This window comes from Pediococcus sp. (assembly GCF_003533255.1).
GTDB lineage: Bacteria > Bacillota > Bacilli > Lactobacillales > Lactobacillaceae > Pediococcus > Pediococcus parvulus.
Window position 1 is genome coordinate 1 of record NZ_DOEM01000035.1, and the last position, 18,936, is coordinate 18,936.

General features: G+C 38.6%; 22 protein-coding genes and 1 other RNA gene. 3 read left to right on the forward strand and 20 right to left on the reverse strand.

All coding sequences use genetic code 11. The features are described from left to right. Positions 1–160: 160 nt before the first annotated feature. The gene (groL, locus tag DD627_RS08140) at positions 161–1,792 is read right to left on the reverse strand and encodes a chaperonin GroEL (RefSeq protein WP_057784469.1); all 1,632 of its coding nucleotides are present in this window, start codon (positions 1,790–1,792) and stop codon (positions 161–163) included. A 31-nt stretch (positions 1,793–1,823) separates the two neighbouring features. Continuing rightward, positions 1,824–2,108: a co-chaperone GroES gene (gene groES / locus DD627_RS08145; protein WP_057784470.1), complete on the reverse strand. Its 285-nt coding sequence runs from the start codon at positions 2,106–2,108 to the stop codon at positions 1,824–1,826. A gap of 182 nt (positions 2,109–2,290) precedes the next feature. Between groES and DD627_RS08150 the strand changes: the two genes are divergently transcribed. After that, complete coding sequence (locus DD627_RS08150; RefSeq protein WP_057784471.1) at positions 2,291–2,947, forward strand: CPBP family intramembrane glutamic endopeptidase; 657 nt, start codon at positions 2,291–2,293, stop codon at positions 2,945–2,947. A 4-nt stretch (positions 2,948–2,951) separates the two neighbouring features. Here the strand turns inward: DD627_RS08150 and DD627_RS08155 are convergent, their stop codons facing one another. After that, positions 2,952–3,575 (reverse strand): redox-sensing transcriptional repressor Rex, encoded by a 624-nt coding sequence (locus DD627_RS08155; RefSeq protein WP_068807880.1) that lies wholly within the window; start codon positions 3,573–3,575, stop codon positions 2,952–2,954. Positions 3,576–3,688: 113 nt separating this feature from the next. Here DD627_RS08155 and DD627_RS08160 point away from each other — a divergent pair, with 113 nt between their 5' ends. Continuing rightward, positions 3,689–5,632 (forward strand): ABC-F family ATP-binding cassette domain-containing protein, encoded by a 1,944-nt coding sequence (locus DD627_RS08160; protein WP_260274840.1) that lies wholly within the window; start codon positions 3,689–3,691, stop codon positions 5,630–5,632. Between the two features lie 65 nt (positions 5,633–5,697). On the opposite strand, the gene DD627_RS08165 is transcribed toward DD627_RS08160, so the two are convergent. The 17 genes from DD627_RS08165 to DD627_RS08245 form a co-directional block, all read right to left on the reverse strand. Beyond that, positions 5,698–6,693: a serine hydrolase domain-containing protein gene (locus DD627_RS08165; RefSeq protein ID WP_260274839.1), complete on the reverse strand. Its 996-nt coding sequence runs from the start codon at positions 6,691–6,693 to the stop codon at positions 5,698–5,700. A 20-nt stretch (positions 6,694–6,713) separates the two neighbouring features. Then, the gene (gene tsaD, locus DD627_RS08170; RefSeq protein ID WP_260274838.1) at positions 6,714–7,751 is read right to left on the reverse strand and encodes a tRNA (adenosine(37)-N6)-threonylcarbamoyltransferase complex transferase subunit TsaD; all 1,038 of its coding nucleotides are present in this window, start codon (positions 7,749–7,751) and stop codon (positions 6,714–6,716) included. A gap of 7 nt (positions 7,752–7,758) precedes the next feature. Next, entirely contained in the window at positions 7,759–8,334 is a 576-nt protein-coding gene (gene rimI / locus DD627_RS08175; RefSeq protein WP_057784476.1) for a ribosomal protein S18-alanine N-acetyltransferase, read from the reverse strand. After that, on the reverse strand, positions 8,318–9,043 hold the full coding sequence (gene tsaB / locus DD627_RS08180) for a tRNA (adenosine(37)-N6)-threonylcarbamoyltransferase complex dimerization subunit type 1 TsaB (protein WP_057784477.1): 726 nt from the start codon (positions 9,041–9,043) through the stop codon (positions 8,318–8,320). The genes rimI and tsaB overlap by 17 nt, the downstream gene beginning before the upstream one ends. Before the next feature lie 156 nt (positions 9,044–9,199). After that, positions 9,200–10,195: a UDP-glucose 4-epimerase GalE gene (gene galE / locus DD627_RS08185; RefSeq protein ID WP_057784478.1), complete on the reverse strand. Its 996-nt coding sequence runs from the start codon at positions 10,193–10,195 to the stop codon at positions 9,200–9,202. A 62-nt stretch (positions 10,196–10,257) separates the two neighbouring features. After that, positions 10,258–11,019: an acyl-[acyl-carrier-protein] thioesterase gene (locus DD627_RS08190; protein WP_057784479.1), complete on the reverse strand. Its 762-nt coding sequence runs from the start codon at positions 11,017–11,019 to the stop codon at positions 10,258–10,260. Positions 11,020–11,050: 31 nt separating this feature from the next. Continuing rightward, positions 11,051–11,932: a 16S rRNA (cytidine(1402)-2'-O)-methyltransferase gene (gene rsmI, locus DD627_RS08195; RefSeq protein WP_057784480.1), complete on the reverse strand. Its 882-nt coding sequence runs from the start codon at positions 11,930–11,932 to the stop codon at positions 11,051–11,053. A gap of 13 nt (positions 11,933–11,945) precedes the next feature. Then, complete coding sequence (locus DD627_RS08200; protein ID WP_068807896.1) at positions 11,946–12,290, reverse strand: DNA replication initiation control protein YabA; 345 nt, start codon at positions 12,288–12,290, stop codon at positions 11,946–11,948. A 38-nt stretch (positions 12,291–12,328) separates the two neighbouring features. After that, on the reverse strand, positions 12,329–13,333 hold the full coding sequence (gene holB / locus DD627_RS08205) for a DNA polymerase III subunit delta' (RefSeq protein ID WP_260267893.1): 1,005 nt from the start codon (positions 13,331–13,333) through the stop codon (positions 12,329–12,331). Between the two features lie 23 nt (positions 13,334–13,356). Beyond that, positions 13,357–13,686, reverse strand: coding sequence for a cyclic di-AMP receptor DarA (gene darA / locus DD627_RS08210; protein WP_260267891.1), 330 nt, complete (start codon positions 13,684–13,686; stop codon positions 13,357–13,359). Positions 13,687–13,691: 5 nt separating this feature from the next. Then, positions 13,692–14,345 carry a dTMP kinase gene (gene tmk, locus DD627_RS08215; RefSeq protein WP_186806966.1) on the reverse strand — a complete coding sequence of 218 codons (654 nt, stop codon included), beginning with the start codon at positions 14,343–14,345 and terminating at the stop codon, positions 13,692–13,694. Positions 14,346–14,375: 30 nt separating this feature from the next. After that, positions 14,376–14,975, reverse strand: a complete 600-nt coding sequence (gene recR / locus DD627_RS08220) for a recombination mediator RecR (RefSeq protein WP_057784484.1) — start codon at positions 14,973–14,975, stop codon at positions 14,376–14,378. A gap of 17 nt (positions 14,976–14,992) precedes the next feature. Next, positions 14,993–15,307 (reverse strand): YbaB/EbfC family nucleoid-associated protein, encoded by a 315-nt coding sequence (locus tag DD627_RS08225; RefSeq protein WP_057784485.1) that lies wholly within the window; start codon positions 15,305–15,307, stop codon positions 14,993–14,995. A gap of 19 nt (positions 15,308–15,326) precedes the next feature. Further along, positions 15,327–17,120: a DNA polymerase III subunit gamma/tau gene (gene dnaX / locus DD627_RS08230; RefSeq protein ID WP_057784486.1), complete on the reverse strand. Its 1,794-nt coding sequence runs from the start codon at positions 17,118–17,120 to the stop codon at positions 15,327–15,329. 80 nt (positions 17,121–17,200) lie between these two features. Beyond that, an RNA gene (ffs, locus tag DD627_RS08235) (signal recognition particle sRNA small type) lies at positions 17,201–17,287 on the reverse strand. Positions 17,288–17,315: 28 nt separating this feature from the next. Then, on the reverse strand, positions 17,316–17,834 hold the full coding sequence (gene tadA, locus DD627_RS08240) for a tRNA adenosine(34) deaminase TadA (protein ID WP_068807902.1): 519 nt from the start codon (positions 17,832–17,834) through the stop codon (positions 17,316–17,318). Then, positions 17,834–18,442 carry a class I SAM-dependent methyltransferase gene (locus DD627_RS08245; RefSeq protein WP_057784488.1) on the reverse strand — a complete coding sequence of 203 codons (609 nt, stop codon included), beginning with the start codon at positions 18,440–18,442 and terminating at the stop codon, positions 17,834–17,836. Before DD627_RS08245 ends, tadA begins: the two co-directional genes overlap by 1 nt. Before the next feature lie 252 nt (positions 18,443–18,694). On the opposite strand from DD627_RS08245, the gene DD627_RS08250 reads away from it, so the two are divergent. Continuing rightward, the gene (locus DD627_RS08250) at positions 18,695–18,925 is read left to right on the forward strand and encodes a redoxin NrdH (RefSeq protein ID WP_046871054.1); all 231 of its coding nucleotides are present in this window, start codon (positions 18,695–18,697) and stop codon (positions 18,923–18,925) included. Positions 18,926–18,936: the final 11 nt, after the last annotated feature.

Below are 18,936 nucleotides of genomic sequence, written 5' to 3' on the forward strand. Positions count from 1 at the left end.
AATTTGCTGGAAGACGGCATTTTATTTAATTTTGTTGCCATGAACATTTTCATATCAAGCAACAAGATAAGTTTTTGTAGTTTCGACCTTTAGTTGAGGATATAAAAAAGCCGTAAAATTAGAATTGAATCTAATTTTACGGCTTTAATTGTTTAACGAATTACATCATGCCGCCCATGCCACCTGGTTGTGGTTGTGCACCGGCTGCTGCATCATCTTTGGGTTCTGGTTTGTCAGCGACAACGGCTTCAGTTGTTAACAACAAAGCTGAAACACTGGCTGCATTTTGTAAAGCAGAACGAGTAACCTTAGTTGGGTCAACGATTCCGGCTTTAACCATGTCATCCCAGTTACCAGTAGCTGCATTATAACCAATACCTGGCTTCTGCTTCTTCAAGTTTTCAACAACGACAGAGCCTTCTGCACCAGCATTCTCAGCGATTTGACGAACTGGTTCTTCCAAAGCACGTTTAACAATGTTGATACCTGTTAACTCGTCACCATCAGCTTTAAGGCCATCAAGAGATGAAATAGCATTAACTAATGCTGTACCACCACCAGGAACAAAACCTTCTTCAACAGCTGCTCGAGTAGCATTCAAAGCATCTTCAATTCGATACTTCTTTTCTTTAAGTTCAGTTTCAGTAGCTGCACCGACACGGACAACAGCCACACCGCCTGCTAATTTAGCTAAGCGTTCTTGTAACTTCTCCTTATCAAAATCAGATGTAGTTTCTGAAATTTGTTGTTTGATTGTCGCAACTCGTTCTGCAATCTGATCCTTGTCACCAGCACCTTCAACGATTGTTGTGTCGTCTTTTGTGACAGTAACCTTGTTTGCTTGGCCTAATTGATCAATGGTTGCATCTTTTAAGTTCAAACCTAGATCATCAGTGATTACAGTACCACCAGTCAAGGTTGCGATATCTTCAAGTTGAGCCTTACGACGATCGCCAAAACCTGGTGCCTTAACAGCAACAACATTAAAGGTTCCACGCATCTTATTCAATACCAATGTTGGTAAAGCTTCACCTGTAATATCATCAGCAATGATTAAAAGTGAACGACTTTGTTCAACAACAGATTGTAACAATGGTAAGATATCTTGAATATTGCTAATCTTCTTATCCGTAATTAAAATGTAAGGATTGTCTAAATCAGCTTCCATTTTATCGTTGTCAGTTACCATGTATTGAGACATGTATCCACGATCGAATTGCATTCCCTCAACCACATCAAGGGTTGTATCAACCCCACGTGATTCTTCAACAGTGATGACACCATCGTTTCCAACCTTTTCCATAGCGTCAGCAATTAACTTACCAACTTCTTCGTTAGCAGCTGAAATTGAAGCAACCTGGGCAATATCGTCCTTAGTTTTAACATCATGTGACATCTTGTGAAGGCCTTCAACGGCAGCCTTTGTTGCACGTTCAATTCCGCGACGGATACCAACTGGGTTGGCACCAGCAGTCACGTTCTTCATACCTTCATTCACAATTGCCTGGGTCAAAACAGTAGCTGTTGTGGTACCATCACCAGCAATATCGTTAGTTTTTGAAGCAACCTCCGATACTAACTTAGCACCCATGTTTTCAAAATGATCTTCAAGGTCAATCGCCTTAGCAATCGTCACACCATCATTTGTAATTGTTGGTGAACCATACGATTGCTCCAAAACAACGTTGCGTCCTTTTGGTCCAATTGTTGATTTAACAGTGTCAGCTAATTTGTCGACACCCTTTAACATCTTTGTCCGTGCATCTTCAGAAAATTTTATTTCTTTTGCCATAAATATTTCACCTCAAGAATTCTAATTTTAGTTAGTCAATAATTGCCACAATATCTTTTTCATGAAGTACCAAGTACTTTTTATCTTCATATGAGACTTCAGTACCGGCATATTTATCAAATATAACTGTGTCACCGGTTTTAACAGAAGGTGCAACCTTTTCACCGTTATCTAATACGCGTCCATCACCCACAGCAACAACCTTGCCGCTTTGTGACTTTTCCTTAGCATTGCTTGCAAGGACGATGCCACCAACAGTTTGTTCTTCTTCTTCCTGTGCTTCTAATATCACGCGATCTCCTAATGGTTTTAACAAAATGAATCCCTCCAGTTATTTATTTTATAAATTTAGCACTCTTAACTGCTAAGTGCTAACAACAATATTTACTATATCATTCTCAAACTAGAATGCAAGCATTTTACTGACCTTTTTTGACGAAAAAATTCAAAAGCCTTTAAACATGCTATACTATAGTAATATTTGTGAGGTGTCGTCAGTTGAAACTTGAAAAGAAATCTATCTATATCTTAATTACGTATTTAATTGTGTATCTTTTGCCAAGCTTCCTAAATAGCTTTTTTAAATTCACACACAGCATGATCTTTAGCGTCCAAATTATCGATTATTTAGCTGGTGCACTAATTTTAGGCTTTTTGGCATTTCATAATATGCCCCAAAACCTTCCCGAAAAAAAATCGAGTCATACCTGGCAGATTATTCTGTGGGGCATTCTCGGTTTTATTATTGTCATATTTTTACAGAGCCTTATCCTCAAAGTAACCGTTCAAACTGGTGGAAGTGCAGCTTCTCAAAATACGAGTGCCATTTTAAAAATCATCAAAAATTATCCCTTATTTGTCTTGCCCATTATTATTGGCGCTCCCATTATGGAAGAAATTGTTTTTCGAAAAACTCTTTTTGGAAATCTCTCAAATCTCTTTGGCTTTTTAGGCCCTAAAGTCTCACAGATACTAACTGCCTTGATTTCTAGTGGCTTATTTGCAATCGCTCATTCGGACGGTCATATTGTGCTCTATGCCACTATTGGACTATGGTTTTGTTGGCTGTACCATCATACCGGCAAAATTCAAACCTCGATGATTGCTCACATTCTAATGAACTCTTTAGTTGTCCTCCCTTTTCTAGGGCTTTGATCATTTAACCATGATTAATGGCATAAATTAAAGTTTGTAATTCATTGGTAAGATCAATATTTTGAATACGAACGCCTTCTGGCACAGAAATCCGCACAGTGGTGAAATTCATGATTCCTTTAATGCCACCCTGGACTAACTCGTCCACTACTTTTTGGGCAATTGTGGCTGGAACCGTAATAATGGCGATTTCAATCCGTTGATCCTTCAGCTGTTCTTGTAATTGTCTCATGTCATAAACAGGCACATTACTTTGCACGGAGCCAATCAATTTAGGATTAACGTCAAACGCCGCACTGATCCTGACATTGCTATTTTTATGAAAATTAAAATTTAACAAGGCATGGCCTAAATTACCAACCCCAATGAGGGCAACGTTCGTAAGCGTGTCTTGATCCAATATCTTTTTAAAGAAATCAATTAATTTGTGAACGTCATACCCATATCCGCGCTTCCCTAATGGCCCGAAATAGGAGAAATCGCGGCGAATTGTGGCCGCATCGACTTGAATTGATTCGGCTAACTCAGCAGAAGAAACTCGCAACTTGTTTGCATACAATAAATTATTTAAATATCGATAATAAAGTGGCAACCGTTTAGCAGTTGCTTCTGGAATTTTTGTTTCCATTTTGTAAACCTCCAATGAAGTTTGTGAATAATTAACAAACTTTATTTTACCACTTACTACAGAAAACAAAATTTAAGATATAATAAAAGAGCAACACGAAAGGATGAATGATTGTGATCTTATTACAAGCCCAAGATGTTAGCCGTGAGTTTAGCGGTGAGCCCTTGTTTTCTCATGTAACTTTTGACATTCAAGAACAGGATCGAATCGGTTTGGTTGGACGTAACGGCGCCGGCAAAACCACCCTGCTTAAGATGCTAATTGGCGACACTCGTCCAAATTCTGGTGAAATCACAACCAAAAAGGACCTTTCAATAGGCTATCTGGCTCAAAATCAAGGCCTGAATACTGATAATTTAATTTGGGATGGAATGCTGACTGTTTTTAAGGCTGTTATTCAACTCGAAAAAGAAATTCATGAACTAGAAAATCAACTTGGTGATCCCACTGTCATTGCAAACGCAAAAGAATTCGAAAAATTATCTAATTTGTATGATCAAAAACAGCAAGAGTTCAAAGCTCGTAATGGATTTGGCTACCAGGCTGAAATTCGTGGCGTCTTACACGGCTTTGGATTTGAAGAAGCCGTTTACCAACGGCCAGTAAACACCCTTTCTGGCGGTCAAAAAACAAAACTGGCCTTAGCCAAACTGTTGTTGGAACAACATGACTTACTAGTTTTAGATGAACCAACAAACCATCTTGACATGAATACGTTGGCTTGGTTGGAAAAATATATCAAATCATATAGTGGCGCTTTACTCATAGTTTCTCATGACCGGTACTTTTTAGACCACGTTGTGACACGAACTCTTGATATGGATCGAAAGACATTAACTGCATACACTGGTAACTACTCAGCCTATGTCGATCAAAAGGCTGCCCGTTTGAAAACGGAATGGAAAGCCTACGAAAAACAACAAACTAAAATTGATAAGTTAGAGGATTTCGTTAACAAGAATTTAGTGCGTGCATCTACAACGAAACGGGCGCAAAGCCGTCGTAAACAATTGGAAAAAATGACTGTTTTAGATCGTCCTACCGATAACAACGCAGAAATGCATTTTCATTTTGCAGCTAACCATGCCAGTGGTAATGTGGTATTAACCGTTCAAAAGGCCGCCATTGGTTACGATGATCACGTTTTGTCTGCGCCAATTAATATCGAGCTTAATAAACATCACGTCTTAGGAATTGTGGGTCCAAATGGAATTGGTAAATCAACGTTATTGAAAACTATTCTGGGTAAAATTCCTTTGCTTGATGGCACGGTCAGACTTGGTGCTGGCGTTGAAATTGGCTATTATGATCAGGAACAACATAACCTTGATGATAAAAAAACGGTTTTGAATGAATTATGGGATCAGCATCCCCTAGTTCCCGAAAAGGACATTCGCTCACTTCTTGGTAGTTTCTTATTTTCTGGTGATGATGTCTTAAAGCCGGTGAAAAACCTTAGTGGCGGCGAGCGAGCTCGCTTATTACTCACTAAACTGACCATGCAAGCTGACAATTTTCTTATTTTGGATGAACCGACGAATCATTTAGACATTGATAGCCGCGAGGTGCTTGAAAATGCTCTTAATGACTTTGATGGTACTGTCTTGTTTGTTTCTCATGATCGGTATTTCATTAACCGGGTTGCAACCGAAATACTTGAAATTTCACCTCATGGAAGTCAATTGTTCTTAGGTGATTACGATTATTATTTAATGAAAAAAGCAGACCAAGAAACTAATTCTGTAGACGCAACTGATGGGACTGATGACGTTTTCAATTCTAATGAAAGTACGAAGCAACAAGACTACCGTGCTTCCAAAGAAAATCAGAAGATTCAGCGAAAATTGCAACGAGAAGTTGATAAACAAGAAAAACAATTAGATGAACTTTCTGAAGCTGAAACGCAAATTCAAACCAAAATGGCCGATCCCCAATTTTTTAACGATCATTTAAAACTTGAAGAATTACAAAACAAATTAACCGAAACACAGGATAAAATTACACAGGTTGAAAATAAATGGACCCAACTTAGTGAACAACTCGAAAAATTGAATTAAAAAAGGCCAAATTTCAAAATCACGTGATGTGTGACTACGAAATTTGGTCTTTTTTAGTTTAATAACTAGTCTTCGAAAAATAAGTCAATTAAGCGATCCCGATCTTCACTCCATCGGCTGTTTTCCCGAGTTGGGTAAATACGGTTAGTTAAAAATACAAACCCACGTTTAATTTCAGGATCAAACGATAAAATGGTGCCAGTATAGCCAGTCTGAACATACTGTTCCTTATGGTTAACACGTCGCCAACCCAAAGTGCGCCCATTTTCATCATAGCTTGCCATTAAATCAAACAAGTTAGGATCCAAAATTTCTTTTTTCTGATATTTTCCCCGATTAATCATCATTTCAGTAAAAACAGTTAAATCGCTCAAGGTAGAAAAGAGTCCAGAATGACCACTTTCTCCATTTAGTAACAGTGCCTTGTAATCATGTACCTGGCCTTGAATTTGGCCTCGTTGGGCATCCACTTCGGTCGGCACAAACCGAGACTTCGGTCGGTTCAAATTGTAGCCAGTATTAGTCATTGCCAACGGGTACCAAATATGATCCTGCACACTTTTATCAATCGAACCATTTAAAGAGCGAATAATTAAACCCAACAGAATAAAACCTAAATCTGAATAAACCGTCTTTTCTCCCGGTTGATACACCAGTGGATCCTCGTACAACTTTTTGATGAGTTCCACACCCGTCAAATTGCGTTCATTTTCTACATCGGCTGGCAAACCACTATTGTGCAACAATAGATTTTCAATGGTCACCTCTGGATGTGAAAAGCCAGGCAAATAAGCCGTAACAGAATCTTTCAGGCCTAATTCATGAATTGCCAATAACTGAAAAACACGGGTAGTTGTTGCCACTACTTTGGTTAATGAAGATAAATCATAAATCATAGAAGGATCTAAACGTTCCGCAAACGCATCTTTACCTTGAAAACCATGGTAAAAACTATCGATCTGATTTTCATTAATAAAACTAAACGAAGCGCCATAAATATCACCACGATCAATAAACATGTCGATTTCGTCTTTCATTTTAGTAAATTTGTTATCTGTCATCTACTTGTCTCCACTTCGTTTTATTTGACGGCATCTGGGACCCAGTCAAATTCTAAACTTGGTTCTGCATTTAAACTTGCGTCCGCAAAAACATGATGTTTCATAGCTACATAACCAGCCGCACCAATCATTGCAGCGTTATCCCCACATAATTTGAGAGGCGCTTTAACAAAATCCAAGTCCGGATATTGCTCACTTAATTTTTCTGACAAGGTATCACGCAAACCATGATTTGCGGCAACCCCTCCGGCTAAAATCAGCTGTTTAATGGAAAACTGTTCGCATGCCCATAATGTTTTCTCCACAATGACATCGATGACACTTTGTTGAAAACTAGCCGCTAAGTCAGCCCGATCCAAAGTTTCATTAATTTGGTCTGCATGATGCACAGTATTAATAAAAGCACTCTTTAGACCACTGAAACTAAAATCAAAGTTTTCTTCGTGCATCATAGCGCGAGGAAAATGAAAACTATCTTTACCCTTGTGTGCTAATTCATCAATGTCCTTGCCCGCTGGATAAGTTATTCCTAACACACGGCCAATTTTATCATAAGCTTCGCCAGCCGCATCATCACGAGTTTCGCCAATAATTTGAAATTCATTTTCATAAGGCATATATACTAATTCCGTATGCCCGCCTGAAACCAATAAAGCTATCACAGGAAACTCAATGGGCTTAACAAATCGAGCCGCATAGATATGACCTGCCATATGATTCACTGGAATCAATGGCAAGTTATTCGCATAGGCAAACGCTTTGGCGGCCGCAACGCCAACTAACAATGCTCCCACCAATCCTGGACCATATGTGACCGCAACTGCCGTTAAATCGGTTGTTTTCACATTTGCTTCTTTCAATGCTTCATCAATACAAATTGTGACCTGTTCAATATGATGACGACTAGCCACTTCTGGCACAACGCCGCCAAATCGTTTGTGACTATTGATCTGCGTTGCTACCACATTTGACAAAATCTTTTCACCATTTTCAATGACTGCCACACTGGTTTCATCACAGCTGGATTCAAATGCCAAAATCAAGTTTTTCTTATCCATAATTCTCCTACTCTTTTTGTGTCAGTGCCAATGTCATATCAATGGCATCTTCATGATCGCCAAAGTAATAATGGGCCTTGACACCGGTTTTCTCAAACCCTAATTTTAAATACAACGCCTGGGCGCGCGCATTACTTTTGCGGACTTCGAGAGTGAGCTTTTTATAACCAATAAATTCTGCCTTACCAATCATTATTTTGAGTAAATAAGACCCAATTCCCCGGTTCTGTTTATCTTCAACCACAGCCACATTTGTAATATGGGCCGTCTTTGTTCGATCGTCAAAAGAGGCACCGATAAAGCCAAGCATGCGATCGTGATACCGAATCACCAAATAAAGTCGATCAAACTTACGGCGTAGTTCATTCGCAAAGGCCGCGCGATCCCAAGGAGTCTGTCCTTCATAGACAGAACGTTCCACATTCAAAATATCTGGAATATCTGGGATCATGGCTTTGGCAATAAAATAAGTGTCATCTTCAATTTGAATGACATGATCATGAATTTCAAATGCTTGTTCTCGTAATTGTTTAGTACGATTAAAAAAACGATTTTGAATAAGTTCTCTAAATTTTTTCAACATACGGCTTCGTATCCTCGTGTGGATGTTTTTTCTTCCATTCAACTTCTGCTTCCGTCAAACGTAAATATTTAGGCACAAAATTAAAGGGATGCTCAACCGGTTTCTCGTTTAAGCCGAGTTGTCCTAATACATATGCATCTGGCAAATCTTGTGCACGCGATACCCTGTGAAAATTATCAGTCAATTGTAATTTTAGGGTTTCTTCATAAATGGAAACGTCTTGCCCAATAAACCACACAGGGACTTGCATTTCTAACAGATTAGCAATTAAATGTTTAATTGAAATATGACGGTCGGCCATAATCGTCTTCATTTCGGTAGCAGTTCGTTGGTAAATTCCAGCAAACACATTATCTCTTCTGGCATCAAATAAAGGCACAATGATTCGACCCTCGTCGTTCACATTAGCTGCCAATGTCTTTAAACTAGAGACACCAACCAAATCAACGTTTAAAGTATAGGCCAATGTCTTTGCAGTAGTTGTAGCAATTCTTAAGCCTGTATATGAGCCTGGTCCTTGTGCCACAACAATTCGTTGCAAATCTTCTGCTTCCAACCCAGTTTGTTTCAAAAGTGTTTCTACAATTGGCAACAACTGAATGCTATGATTTTTTCGAATATTGGTAGTCGTCATGGCCAATAGCTGATTATCATCCAAAACCGCTGCACTTAACGGTCGATTTGAAGTGTCCAATGCCAATACTTTCATAATACGTCCTTTTCATTAAAAATGTTTATAATTACTTTATAGTTAAAAAACTAACTTTTCGTATTCTTCCCTAAATATCTTATCACAATTTCCATGATGAATGACAATTGATAAAAAAGAACTCGAAATCATTAACGATTCTCGAGTTCTCCAGTTTTAGTTTTCGTCTTCAAAACCATTAGGATGCTTTTGGGTCCAATTCCAAGCCGTTTTAATAATTTCATGAATATCGTCATATTGTGGTTGCCACTTCAAGACTTCTCTTGCCTTATCGCTCTTAGCAACTAACGTATCTGGATCACCTGGACGGCGGGCCGCAATTTTAGCTGGGATTTCTTTGCCTGTTGCTTGACGGGCCGCTTCCAAAATTTGTTTAACTGAAAATCCAGTTGAGGATCCTAAGTTAAACGCATTACTCTCATTACCTGCCTGTAAGTACTTCATAGCCAAAATGTGAGCATCTGCCAGATCAGTGACGTGGACATAGTCACGTACATTTGTACCATCTAGTGTCTCATAATCATCACCAAAAATTTGTAATTCTGCCCGTTTTCCAGATGCTACTTGTAAAACAATCGGAATTAAATGTGTTTCTGGATGATGATCCTCACCAATACTACCATCAGCTGCAGCCCCGGCAACATTGAAATAACGCAAGGCTACAAACTTAATTCCATAAGCAACGTCTGCCCAATGCATGATTTTTTCCATCATTAACTTACTTTCACCATAAGGATTGATAGGTGCTTGAACGTCTGTTTCTTTAATCATGGCATTTTCTGGATTACCATAAGTTGCTGCTGTTGACGAAAAGACAATGCGTGAAACATGATTAGCATGCATCGCTTCTAATAAAGTAATGACACCACCCGTATTATTATCAAAATACTTCAGTGGATCCTTCATTGATTCAGGCACAATTGAAAAAGCTGCAAAATGAATCACCGTATCAATTGATTCTTTTTGAAAAACTTGATCTAAAAATGCACGATCTCGGACATCACCCTTATAAAAGCGGGCTTGCTTAGAAACTGCCTGTTGATGACCTGTAACCAAATTGTCAATAACGACAACATCTTCATTTTGTTCAATCAACCTTTTGACCATATGTGATCCAATGTAACCTGCTCCACCAAGGACTAAAACTGACATAATTTGCCTCCCCGTATTTCATAATTTATGACTCGATTATACCATAACGATTACACAACAAATTAATTAGCTGTTACTGTTTTCCAACTACATTCTGCTTCGCAATAAATTTCGCCATTAACTGTCATTTTATGTAACGTATTTATCTCGGTATCTGTTTCATTTGTTTTGACAACTTCACTTTTCACAATGTGACCATATTGGATTTCCTTGTGATACTGAATGTTCAAGCGAGTTGGAATGTGAGTTTGTAAAAATTCTGCTGGTAATACATCAAGCAGCCATTCAAAATAATGCGAATTATTGACATGCCCGTTAGTATCCAAATCAAAGTAACGCACAGGATACTCTTTTGAAACAGTTCCTTGGTCATCCGTAATTTTCGGAACACGTGGCAATCTGGTAATGCGTTTGACTTCATCACTACCATATGGATCAAGCAATTCAGGGATTAGTTTTCCCATTCGCCGTGTTTTATGATTCATTAAAACAAAGTTACTGTTAGCTTCTAATAACGAATTTCCTGCTTCATCAGCAATTGAAAAACGTCGTTCACAGAAAAATTTGTTATGCGCGGTTGCTTCGGTTGACAACTCGATGGTTGAGCCGATTTTGGGGAGATCATTAATGGTCATTAAATACTGTGTGACTACCCATCCCACACCGTACTTTGAAACTTCTTCCGTACCAACGCCAAGTTCTTCGCTCTGATCTTCAGAAGCCAAAACCATTAAATTTACCAACATTGGAATTGAAGCATGATAAGTACGATCACCGTCATAATATACTAATCGATGTTTCTCACTAAATCTTTTTCCTGCCAAGTGGTTTCCTTCTTTCATTTTCTTGATTTATCTATTTTGAATCCCGTAAATGGTGATAAGTTGCATAAACATCTTGTTTCTTCAGCCCACGCAATTTTGCAACCTGTTTAATCGCATCATTTGGTTTTTCACCGGTACTAATAAGATTAGTAACTTGATCTTCCACAGACATTTCTGGTAGAGCTTCTTCTGGATTTTCTGGATGAGCATTTCCTTCAACGATGACTACAAACTCACCACGAATTTCATTATCCGTTGCCCAGTCCAAAAGTTCCTGAATGCTACCTCGTAAAAACTCTTCAAACTTCTTCGTTAATTCTCGACACAAAACGGCCGATCGGTCCGCACCAAATATAGCACTCATATTTGTGAGTGTTTTTTTTAGTCGATGTGGCGCTTCGTAAAAGATCAAAGTCTCTTCTTTGTTTGCTAGTTTTTCTAGCTGTCGTTTCTGCTCAGCAGGCTTTCGATTTAAAAATCCAAAGAAATAGAACGGTTGGGGTGACAACCCAGATGCAATCAAAGCTGTTAAACCAGCATTAGCTCCCGGCAAAGGAACCACCGAGATAGCTTGTTTCACACAAGCAACCACTAAGTCGTGCCCTGGATCGCTGATTGAAGGCATCCCCGCGTCACTAACTTGGGCAATGTTCTCCCCATTACGCAAGCGTTCCACCAACTCTGGAACCCGTTGTCTCGTATTATATTCGTGAAAACTAATCTGTTTCGTTTCAATATCAAAGTGATTTAATAATTTTTGTGTATTTCTTGTGTCTTCCGAAGCAATAATATCCACTTCTTTTAATATTTCAACACTGCGAAATGTCATATCACCTAAATTGCCAATCGGTGTTGGTACAAGGTAAAGAATTCCACTAGTTTGATTTTTGGCAAAACTTTTTTGTGATTGCACGCTTCAATCTCCTTTACCGATCTCCATAAATGACATCAAGACAAAATGCACATGGCTCATCATTTTCTCGATGCTTACCAAACCATTCATTACAAACATGATATCCACGTCCGTATAACTTCTCCAGATTTTTCCGTGATTTAGAGAGACCATGCTTAGTGCTCTTTTGGGCTTCTTTTTTAGATGGCCGTTCGTACTTCTCTAATTGTTCGCGCAGGTGATCATTTTCAATCACTAATTCTGCATTTTCTTCTAGAATCTCTGCCATTCCACTCTGCAGTTCTTTGATTTGATCTAACATTTTTTGTGTCTGATCTTGAATGCCATTAAAACTTTCATATATTTCCCTTTTATTCACAATCTCACCTCATTCACAGTTATTAAATCTCAGAGTACCTAATAAATTTGGCACAACTTGATGGTCAAAGATTCTAATACATTTTGAAAGCTTACATTTCGATTCAATAAGCTTTTGGCCTCTAAGGCTTTTTCAGTAGCTTGCATCAAAGTTGAAGAAGATTTGGTCATCAAGGATTTTTCAATTTGTGGATCTTGATTAGGAAAACTCAATCGCAAATTCTGCGGATTGACTTTTAAAAGCAAGGCTTCTCGACAATATAACATCACAATATCGAGAATTAATTGTTGCGAATCCTTTGTCTTTGCCAAACCAATGATGTTAGATTGCACTTCTACAAAAGCGCGCATATCTTTTTGAAAGGTCAATAAAAACCAACGACTGAGTGCCGATTGCACCTGTGATAGCCAATCATCTTTAACCCAATTTTCGACCTCAACTACACTATTAGTCAAGTTCATTGCCACTGCAATTAAACTCTGCGTGATTTGTTTTTCTTGTAACTGAGCCTTAAACTGCGCCGGAACTAAGGGCTTTAGCTCCACAACTTCAGTCCGTGAAATAATGGTCGGTAGCATTAAGTTTTTATTCGTTGTTAATAGAAAAGCCGTCACATTCGGACTAGGTTCTTCAATGAACTTCAACAAACTGTTGGCCGCTCCAGCTGTCATTTTATCCGCATCAGAGATAATGAAGATTTTTTGATTTCCTTCAACCGCACTTTTGGTAAACTCTGATTTAAGAAAACGAACTTGATCAACTTTAATACTTAGACCATCAGGTTTGACAATGACGACATCTGGATGCTGTCCAGTACTAATTCGTCGGCATTCCTGACATTGCCCACAAGGTTGATTTCCTTTCACATTTAAACAAAAAAGACGCATTGCAATCCACGTTGCTAATTCGTCTTTTCCAATTCCTGATTCTCCAGCAAACAAATAAGCATGTGCCAATTTGTGATCAGCAATGATCTGGGCAAAATGTTTGAGTAACTCTGGTTGTTTATTTGAAACTGCCGTTTGAATTTTGTCTTCAGTCATTTGCTGCTCCTTTGTTGCTGTAATTAAAATTGTTGAAATTTTTCAATTGGCATAACGAATACAGTTGCACCACCAACTTGAACCTTGACAGGATACGCAGTGGTTCCTTCCATACTGGCATCCAGATTCACAGGCGGTGTCATAAACTCTTCTCTGCTATGTGAAGCTTCCTTAATCATTGCTAAAACTTCATCAACCCCCTGATCGTCAATTCCAATCATGTAAGTTGTATTGCCTGACTTAAGAAATCCACCCGTTGTTGAAAGCTTGGTAGCTCGAATATTGGCATCAATAAATTGATCACTTAACTGACTAGCATCCTTATCCTGGACAATTGCAATAATTAATTTCATAATCTTCACTCTCCTGACTTATTAAAAAGGCCCTTATTAGCTTGATAAATAATCTTTTCAACATCTGAAACAACTTTGGCTTTACTTTGTGTGGCATCAATCACTTGAATTCGTTGTGGATTTTGCTCAGCTATCTTAAGATAAGACGCCCGCACACGTTTATGAAACGAAAGTTGTTCGACATCTAATCGATTTATTTCATCCGTTCGGTGTGTCATAATGCGTCGCAATCCAATTTCAGACGGAACATCAAAATAGATTGTCAAATCTGGCAATAAGCCGGCTGTTGCAAAAAGGTTCATTTGGTAAACTTCATCAACCCCAATTTCACGTCCTGCTCCCTGATAAGCAACAGAACTATCCACATAACGATCGCATAAAACCATTTTGCCACTCTTTAATGCTGGCATAATTGTTTCGACAATATGTTGTCGCCGTGCCGCTGCATAAAGCAATGCTTCAGTTCGATCATCCATTTCTGTATTTTTTCGATCTAAAATAATATCACGAATTGCTTCAGAAATCCGGTTTCCGCCTGGTTCACGTGTGACAACTAAATTATCATTTAATTGAGGGGTGAGGTCCGCCACAATTGAATTTAATGCCGTCGTTTTCCCAGCACCATCTGGTCCTTCAAATGAAATAAACTTTCCTGTCAACATGCCATCTCGCTTCTTAAATTTAGTCTTTTACATTTCAGTTCGGCCTTCAACAGCCTTAAATAAGGTCATTTGATCCGCATACTCAATATCACTGCCAACTGATAATCCATGGGCCAATCTTGTAACTTTGATCCCAGCTGGTTTAATCAACCGTGATAAATACATAGCCGTCGCTTCTCCTTCAGGTGTTGCATTAGTGGCCACAATCACTTCTTTGATGGATTGATTGGTTTGAAGACGCTTCAAAAGGCTAGAGATATTCAGATCTTCTGGTCCCTTACCTTCCATTGGTGAAAGCACACCTTGCAACACATGATACAGACCATGATATTCTTTCATCTCTTCCATAGACATGACGTCTTTGGGATCTTCCACAACTAAAACAGTCGCTTGATCACGACTCTTATCACGGCAAATTTCACACGGATCATCCTCGGTAATGTTGCCACAAATACTACAAAAATGTAAATCTCGTTTAGCGGAGACTAAGGATTTTGCGAACTCACTGACGTCGTCTTGATCCATATTAATGGTAAAAAAAGCCAATCGGGTCGCACTTTTTTCACCAATCCCCGGCAGCTTCATATAACTATCGATTAGTTTTGCAATTGGCTCTGGATACTGCATTTATTAAGCCCTCATTCTTACATTCTAGGCAAACCTTTTGTGTATTTACCCATCGTTTTATTAGTTTCGTCGGTAATCTTTTTCATTGCATCATTTACTGCTGCTACCACTAAATCCTGCAGCATATCAACATCATCCGGATCCACTGCTTCTGGTTTGATCGCAATATCTTTCATTGTCTTATCACCAGTAAAAGTGACTTTGACCATATCATCAGGGGCAACTCCTGTAAATTCTGTCGCATCCAAATTATCTTGTTCTTCAGTTACCTTTTTTTGCATTTTTTGCATTTGTCGCATCATATTTTGCATATTTCCCATTCCACCGCGCATTTTAACTCCGCCTTTCTGTTTAATCGTCTTTGATTTCTACCGTTTCACTGCCAAACAAAGCTTCTGCCTTCGTCACTAACGGATCCTTACTTTCTTGTAGATCGCCATCCGTTCCCTGCTCGCTTTCAGCAGGAGGCTCTTCCACATCAGATGTCGCATTTTCATTATTACTTTGCAGATCTGCTTTATGCTGTTGAATGTACCCCTGACGAATTTCTGGCCATTGATCCGCATCCACATAAGCAATTTTCAAATCATGACCGACTAGCTTATCAATATCGTCACTCAATAATTGACGAAGATCACCGTCATCAGCCGCCTGTTCATACAAGAAAGCGTAATTAAACGCAATTACAGCCCCTTTTTCACTTGCTGCGACTGGTTGTGCCACATGCATTAAAGCGCGCTGTGTCACACTTAACATTGACATTAAATCCGGCCAGATCTCCTTTAATTGTACCAAATTTTTTTTGGTTGCGTTCTCTAAAACTGGATAAATCTTTGAGAGATTTGGTTTAACTTGCCGTCCGTGTTTCTTGGGACCATTACTGCGATTGATATTATTAGTGGGTTTTGAAGCTCCGGTACTTTTTTGGCTTTCTAACTGTTTGACTTGATCAGCCAACTTTTTGACCTGATCTTCTAGCCGTGTGACTTCAGCACTGTCAGTCACAGGTTTTTTTGCTTGTTTGACTGGTGCTTTTTCTGCACCCGAATTAGTTGCCGGTGTTGTCGGCTGCGCCAATTTGATTGTTAAAACTTCCATATAGACGTCCGGATGTGTCGTAAATCGCATTTGTTGCTGAGTATTATTTAAATGATCAATCATTTTATAGATACGTTCAGCTGAAAGAGAAGCAGCAAATGTTTTAAATTGATCATCAACATCGCCTAACTCTTGGTCAACAATCAACGTTGGATCCTGTTGATATAGCAGAAGATTCCGACAAAAATTAATCAAATCTTCAATAAAACGATTTGCATCTTTACCTTCTGCCAAAACTTTTTCTAAGGTTTCCAGTGCTGCGCTCACCTGTTGATCCGAAATTTCGGCTACATATTTATTTAACAGATCGTGATTGACGCTGCCTGTAACTTGAAGTGCATTTTTTAATGTGATTTCATTATCACCAAATGACAGGGCTTGATCCAGAATACTAAGTGCATCCCGCATTCCTCCTTCGGCAGCTTTGGCTATAACCATTAGTGCTTTTTCATCATACGTAATTTTCTTTTGACCCAAAATGTAAACCATTCGATCAAAGCTATCTTTCGTTGAAATACGGCGAAAATCGAAACGCTGGGTTCGGGAAATAATGGTGAGAGGAATCTTTTGAGGCTCAGTGGTTGCTAAAATGAACACCACATTTGCTGGCGGCTCTTCTAAGGTTTTTAAGAGCGCATTAAACGCACCTGTTGACAACATATGAACTTCATCAATGATATAAACTTTATAATCAGCTTCGGTTGGTGCGTATTTTGCCTTGTCACGGATATCACGAATTTCTTCGACACCATTATTGGAGGCCGCATCAATTTCAATCACATCGTTTAAGCGTCCTTGTGTAATTGCTTTACACGTTGCACATTCGTTGCATGGCTCACCATCCTTTAAATGGTGACAATTAACAGCCTTAGCAAAGATCTTAGCAGCCGATGTTTTCCCTGTTCCCCGTGGACCAGTAAACAAATAGGCATGACTAGTTTGCCCAGTAATGAGTGCGTTTTTTAAAGTTTGGGTAATGACTTGTTGTCCCACAATCTCGTCGAAACGTTGTGGTCGCCAAACACGATATAAAGCTTGATAACTCATTTTTGAATTCCCTTCAATCGTTTCTATAAACCTAAATAAAAAGCTCCTAGCCATGTTGACTAAGAGTTTATCAATTTCCCAATAACTTAAGGCACAAGACAGATCAGACTTAGTGCTGCTTCCTTCCGGATCTGACACAATTCGTAAGTCCACCCTTGCCTTAAGGCCTCTCGGCACTATTAATAATACTCGATTTTACTCAGAATTTCTACTAATTTGTTTACTTTTTTTTATGTTTTTTCTTCGAGCCCGAATTTCTCGGAAAAAGTTTTGCATAATTTGACTCGCTTCTTTTTGAAAAAGTCCTTCGTGAACTTGCACTTGATGATTTAATCGTCGGTCATTCAAAAGCTGATACAAGCTTTGCACCATGCCAGCTTTAGGATCCCGCGCTCCAAAATAAACCTCTGGTAATTGAGAATTAATAATTGCACCACTGCACATCATGCATGGTTCAATAGTGACAAAGAGTTGACAGTCCCAAAGACGCCAGCTCTTTAACGTATGACAAGCTTCTTGAATGGCAATCAATTCCGCATGGGCAGTGGCATCTTGATCTTTTTCCCGCAAGTTATGTCCTTGACCAACAATTTGATTTTTATGAACAATTATGGCTCCAATTGGCACCTCACCCATGCTTTTAGCTTTTTTGGCTTCTTCATACGCCAGACTCATAAAATATAATTCTTGGTTAACAGATAAGTCGTTCGCCATTACTGGGACTCCTTCACACTTTTAATGATGTAATAACCTTTTTGTTTATGAATAATTTCGGCATTGCCAAAAACTTGTTCCATCTTTTTTTTGGCCGATGGCGCGCCCTGCTTTTTTTGTAAAACAATAATTAAAGAGCCGCCAACTTGCAAATGATTTTTTGCTTCTACTAGGATCTTCGTGACAACTGATTTACCAGCGCGAACCGGTGGATTAGAAACAACAGTTTGATAGGTGGTCTTCTCAACTTTATCATACGTATCCGATTCCCAAATTGTCACGTTATGAATATTATTTTGCTCGGCATTTTCTTTGCACAAATCCAACGCCCGTAAATTAACGTCAACCAAATCAACATGAATTTCTGGAACTGCCTTGGCAATTGCTAATCCAATCGGCCCATAACCACACCCTACATCTAAAACCTCACCCGTAAATTCTTTTAAATTTAAAGCTTCCAGTAAAGTTCGCGTTCCAAAATCAACCGTGGCTTTGGAGAAAACACCGTTGTCAGAATTAAAAGTTAAATTTTGATTCAATAATGTAAATTGCCACTGTCGTTTCTCATGTAAAACTTCTGGATTTTGTGTATAATAGTATTCAGTCATTATTTTCTCCTTCTTTATAGGTTCTATTATAAAGGATTATCTTGCTTAATACATAACTAACTTAGCGTTAGATTCTCCATCAAAAAGTGAACAAAAAAAGTTTTGCTTCAAAACCTTATTAAACCACCACATTTAGTGTAGTATCAAAAAAACACACTAAATATGGTGGTTTTTCATTGAATTTTACATTGAATGCTGTATACTGAATCTATCGTATAAACATAAAAGAAACAGAGAATTGAAGGTGATTACATGAGTGAAGTAACAATTTATACAAAAAACAACTGTATGCAATGTAAGATGACAAAGCGTTTCTTAAGCGAACATAACATTCCTTTTAAGGAACGTAATATTAATACAAATCCTGATTATATCGACTATTTAAAGTCACGTGGATTCCAAGCTGTTCCCGTTGTAGAATCAAACGGTAATGAACCTATTGCTGGATTTCGACCTGACGTTTTAAAACAACTTGCTATTTAGCAACCTATATA

Excerpts from the sequence above, each read along its gene's own strand:
- groL (WP_057784469.1), bottom strand. The coding sequence starts at position 1,792 with ATGGCAAAAGAAATAAAATTTTCTGAAGATGCACGGACAAAGATGTTA.
- DD627_RS08155 (WP_068807880.1), bottom strand. The coding sequence starts at position 3,575 with ATGGAAACAAAAATTCCAGAAGCAACTGCTAAACGGTTGCCACTTTAT.
- DD627_RS08165 (WP_260274839.1), bottom strand. The coding sequence starts at position 6,693 with ATGACAGATAACAAATTTACTAAAATGAAAGACGAAATCGACATGTTT.
- tsaD (WP_260274838.1), bottom strand. The coding sequence starts at position 7,751 with ATGGATAAGAAAAACTTGATTTTGGCATTTGAATCCAGCTGTGATGAA.
- rimI (WP_057784476.1), bottom strand. The coding sequence starts at position 8,334 with ATGTTGAAAAAATTTAGAGAACTTATTCAAAATCGTTTTTTTAATCGT.
- tsaB (WP_057784477.1), bottom strand. The coding sequence starts at position 9,043 with ATGAAAGTATTGGCATTGGACACTTCAAATCGACCGTTAAGTGCAGCG.
- galE (WP_057784478.1), bottom strand. The coding sequence starts at position 10,195 with ATGTCAGTTTTAGTCCTTGGTGGAGCAGGTTACATTGGATCACATATG.
- holB (WP_260267893.1), bottom strand. The coding sequence starts at position 13,333 with ATGACTGAAGACAAAATTCAAACGGCAGTTTCAAATAAACAACCAGAG.
- darA (WP_260267891.1), bottom strand. The coding sequence starts at position 13,686 with ATGAAATTAATTATTGCAATTGTCCAGGATAAGGATGCTAGTCAGTTA.
- recR (WP_057784484.1), bottom strand. The coding sequence starts at position 14,975 with ATGCAGTATCCAGAGCCAATTGCAAAACTAATCGATAGTTATATGAAG.
- DD627_RS08225 (WP_057784485.1), bottom strand. The coding sequence starts at position 15,307 with ATGCGCGGTGGAATGGGAAATATGCAAAATATGATGCGACAAATGCAA.
- dnaX (WP_057784486.1), bottom strand. The coding sequence starts at position 17,120 with ATGAGTTATCAAGCTTTATATCGTGTTTGGCGACCACAACGTTTCGAC.
- tadA (WP_068807902.1), bottom strand. The coding sequence starts at position 17,834 with ATGGCGAACGACTTATCTGTTAACCAAGAATTATATTTTATGAGTCTG.
- DD627_RS08245 (WP_057784488.1), bottom strand. The coding sequence starts at position 18,442 with ATGACTGAATACTATTATACACAAAATCCAGAAGTTTTACATGAGAAA.
- DD627_RS08250 (WP_046871054.1), top strand. The coding sequence starts at position 18,695 with ATGAGTGAAGTAACAATTTATACAAAAAACAACTGTATGCAATGTAAG.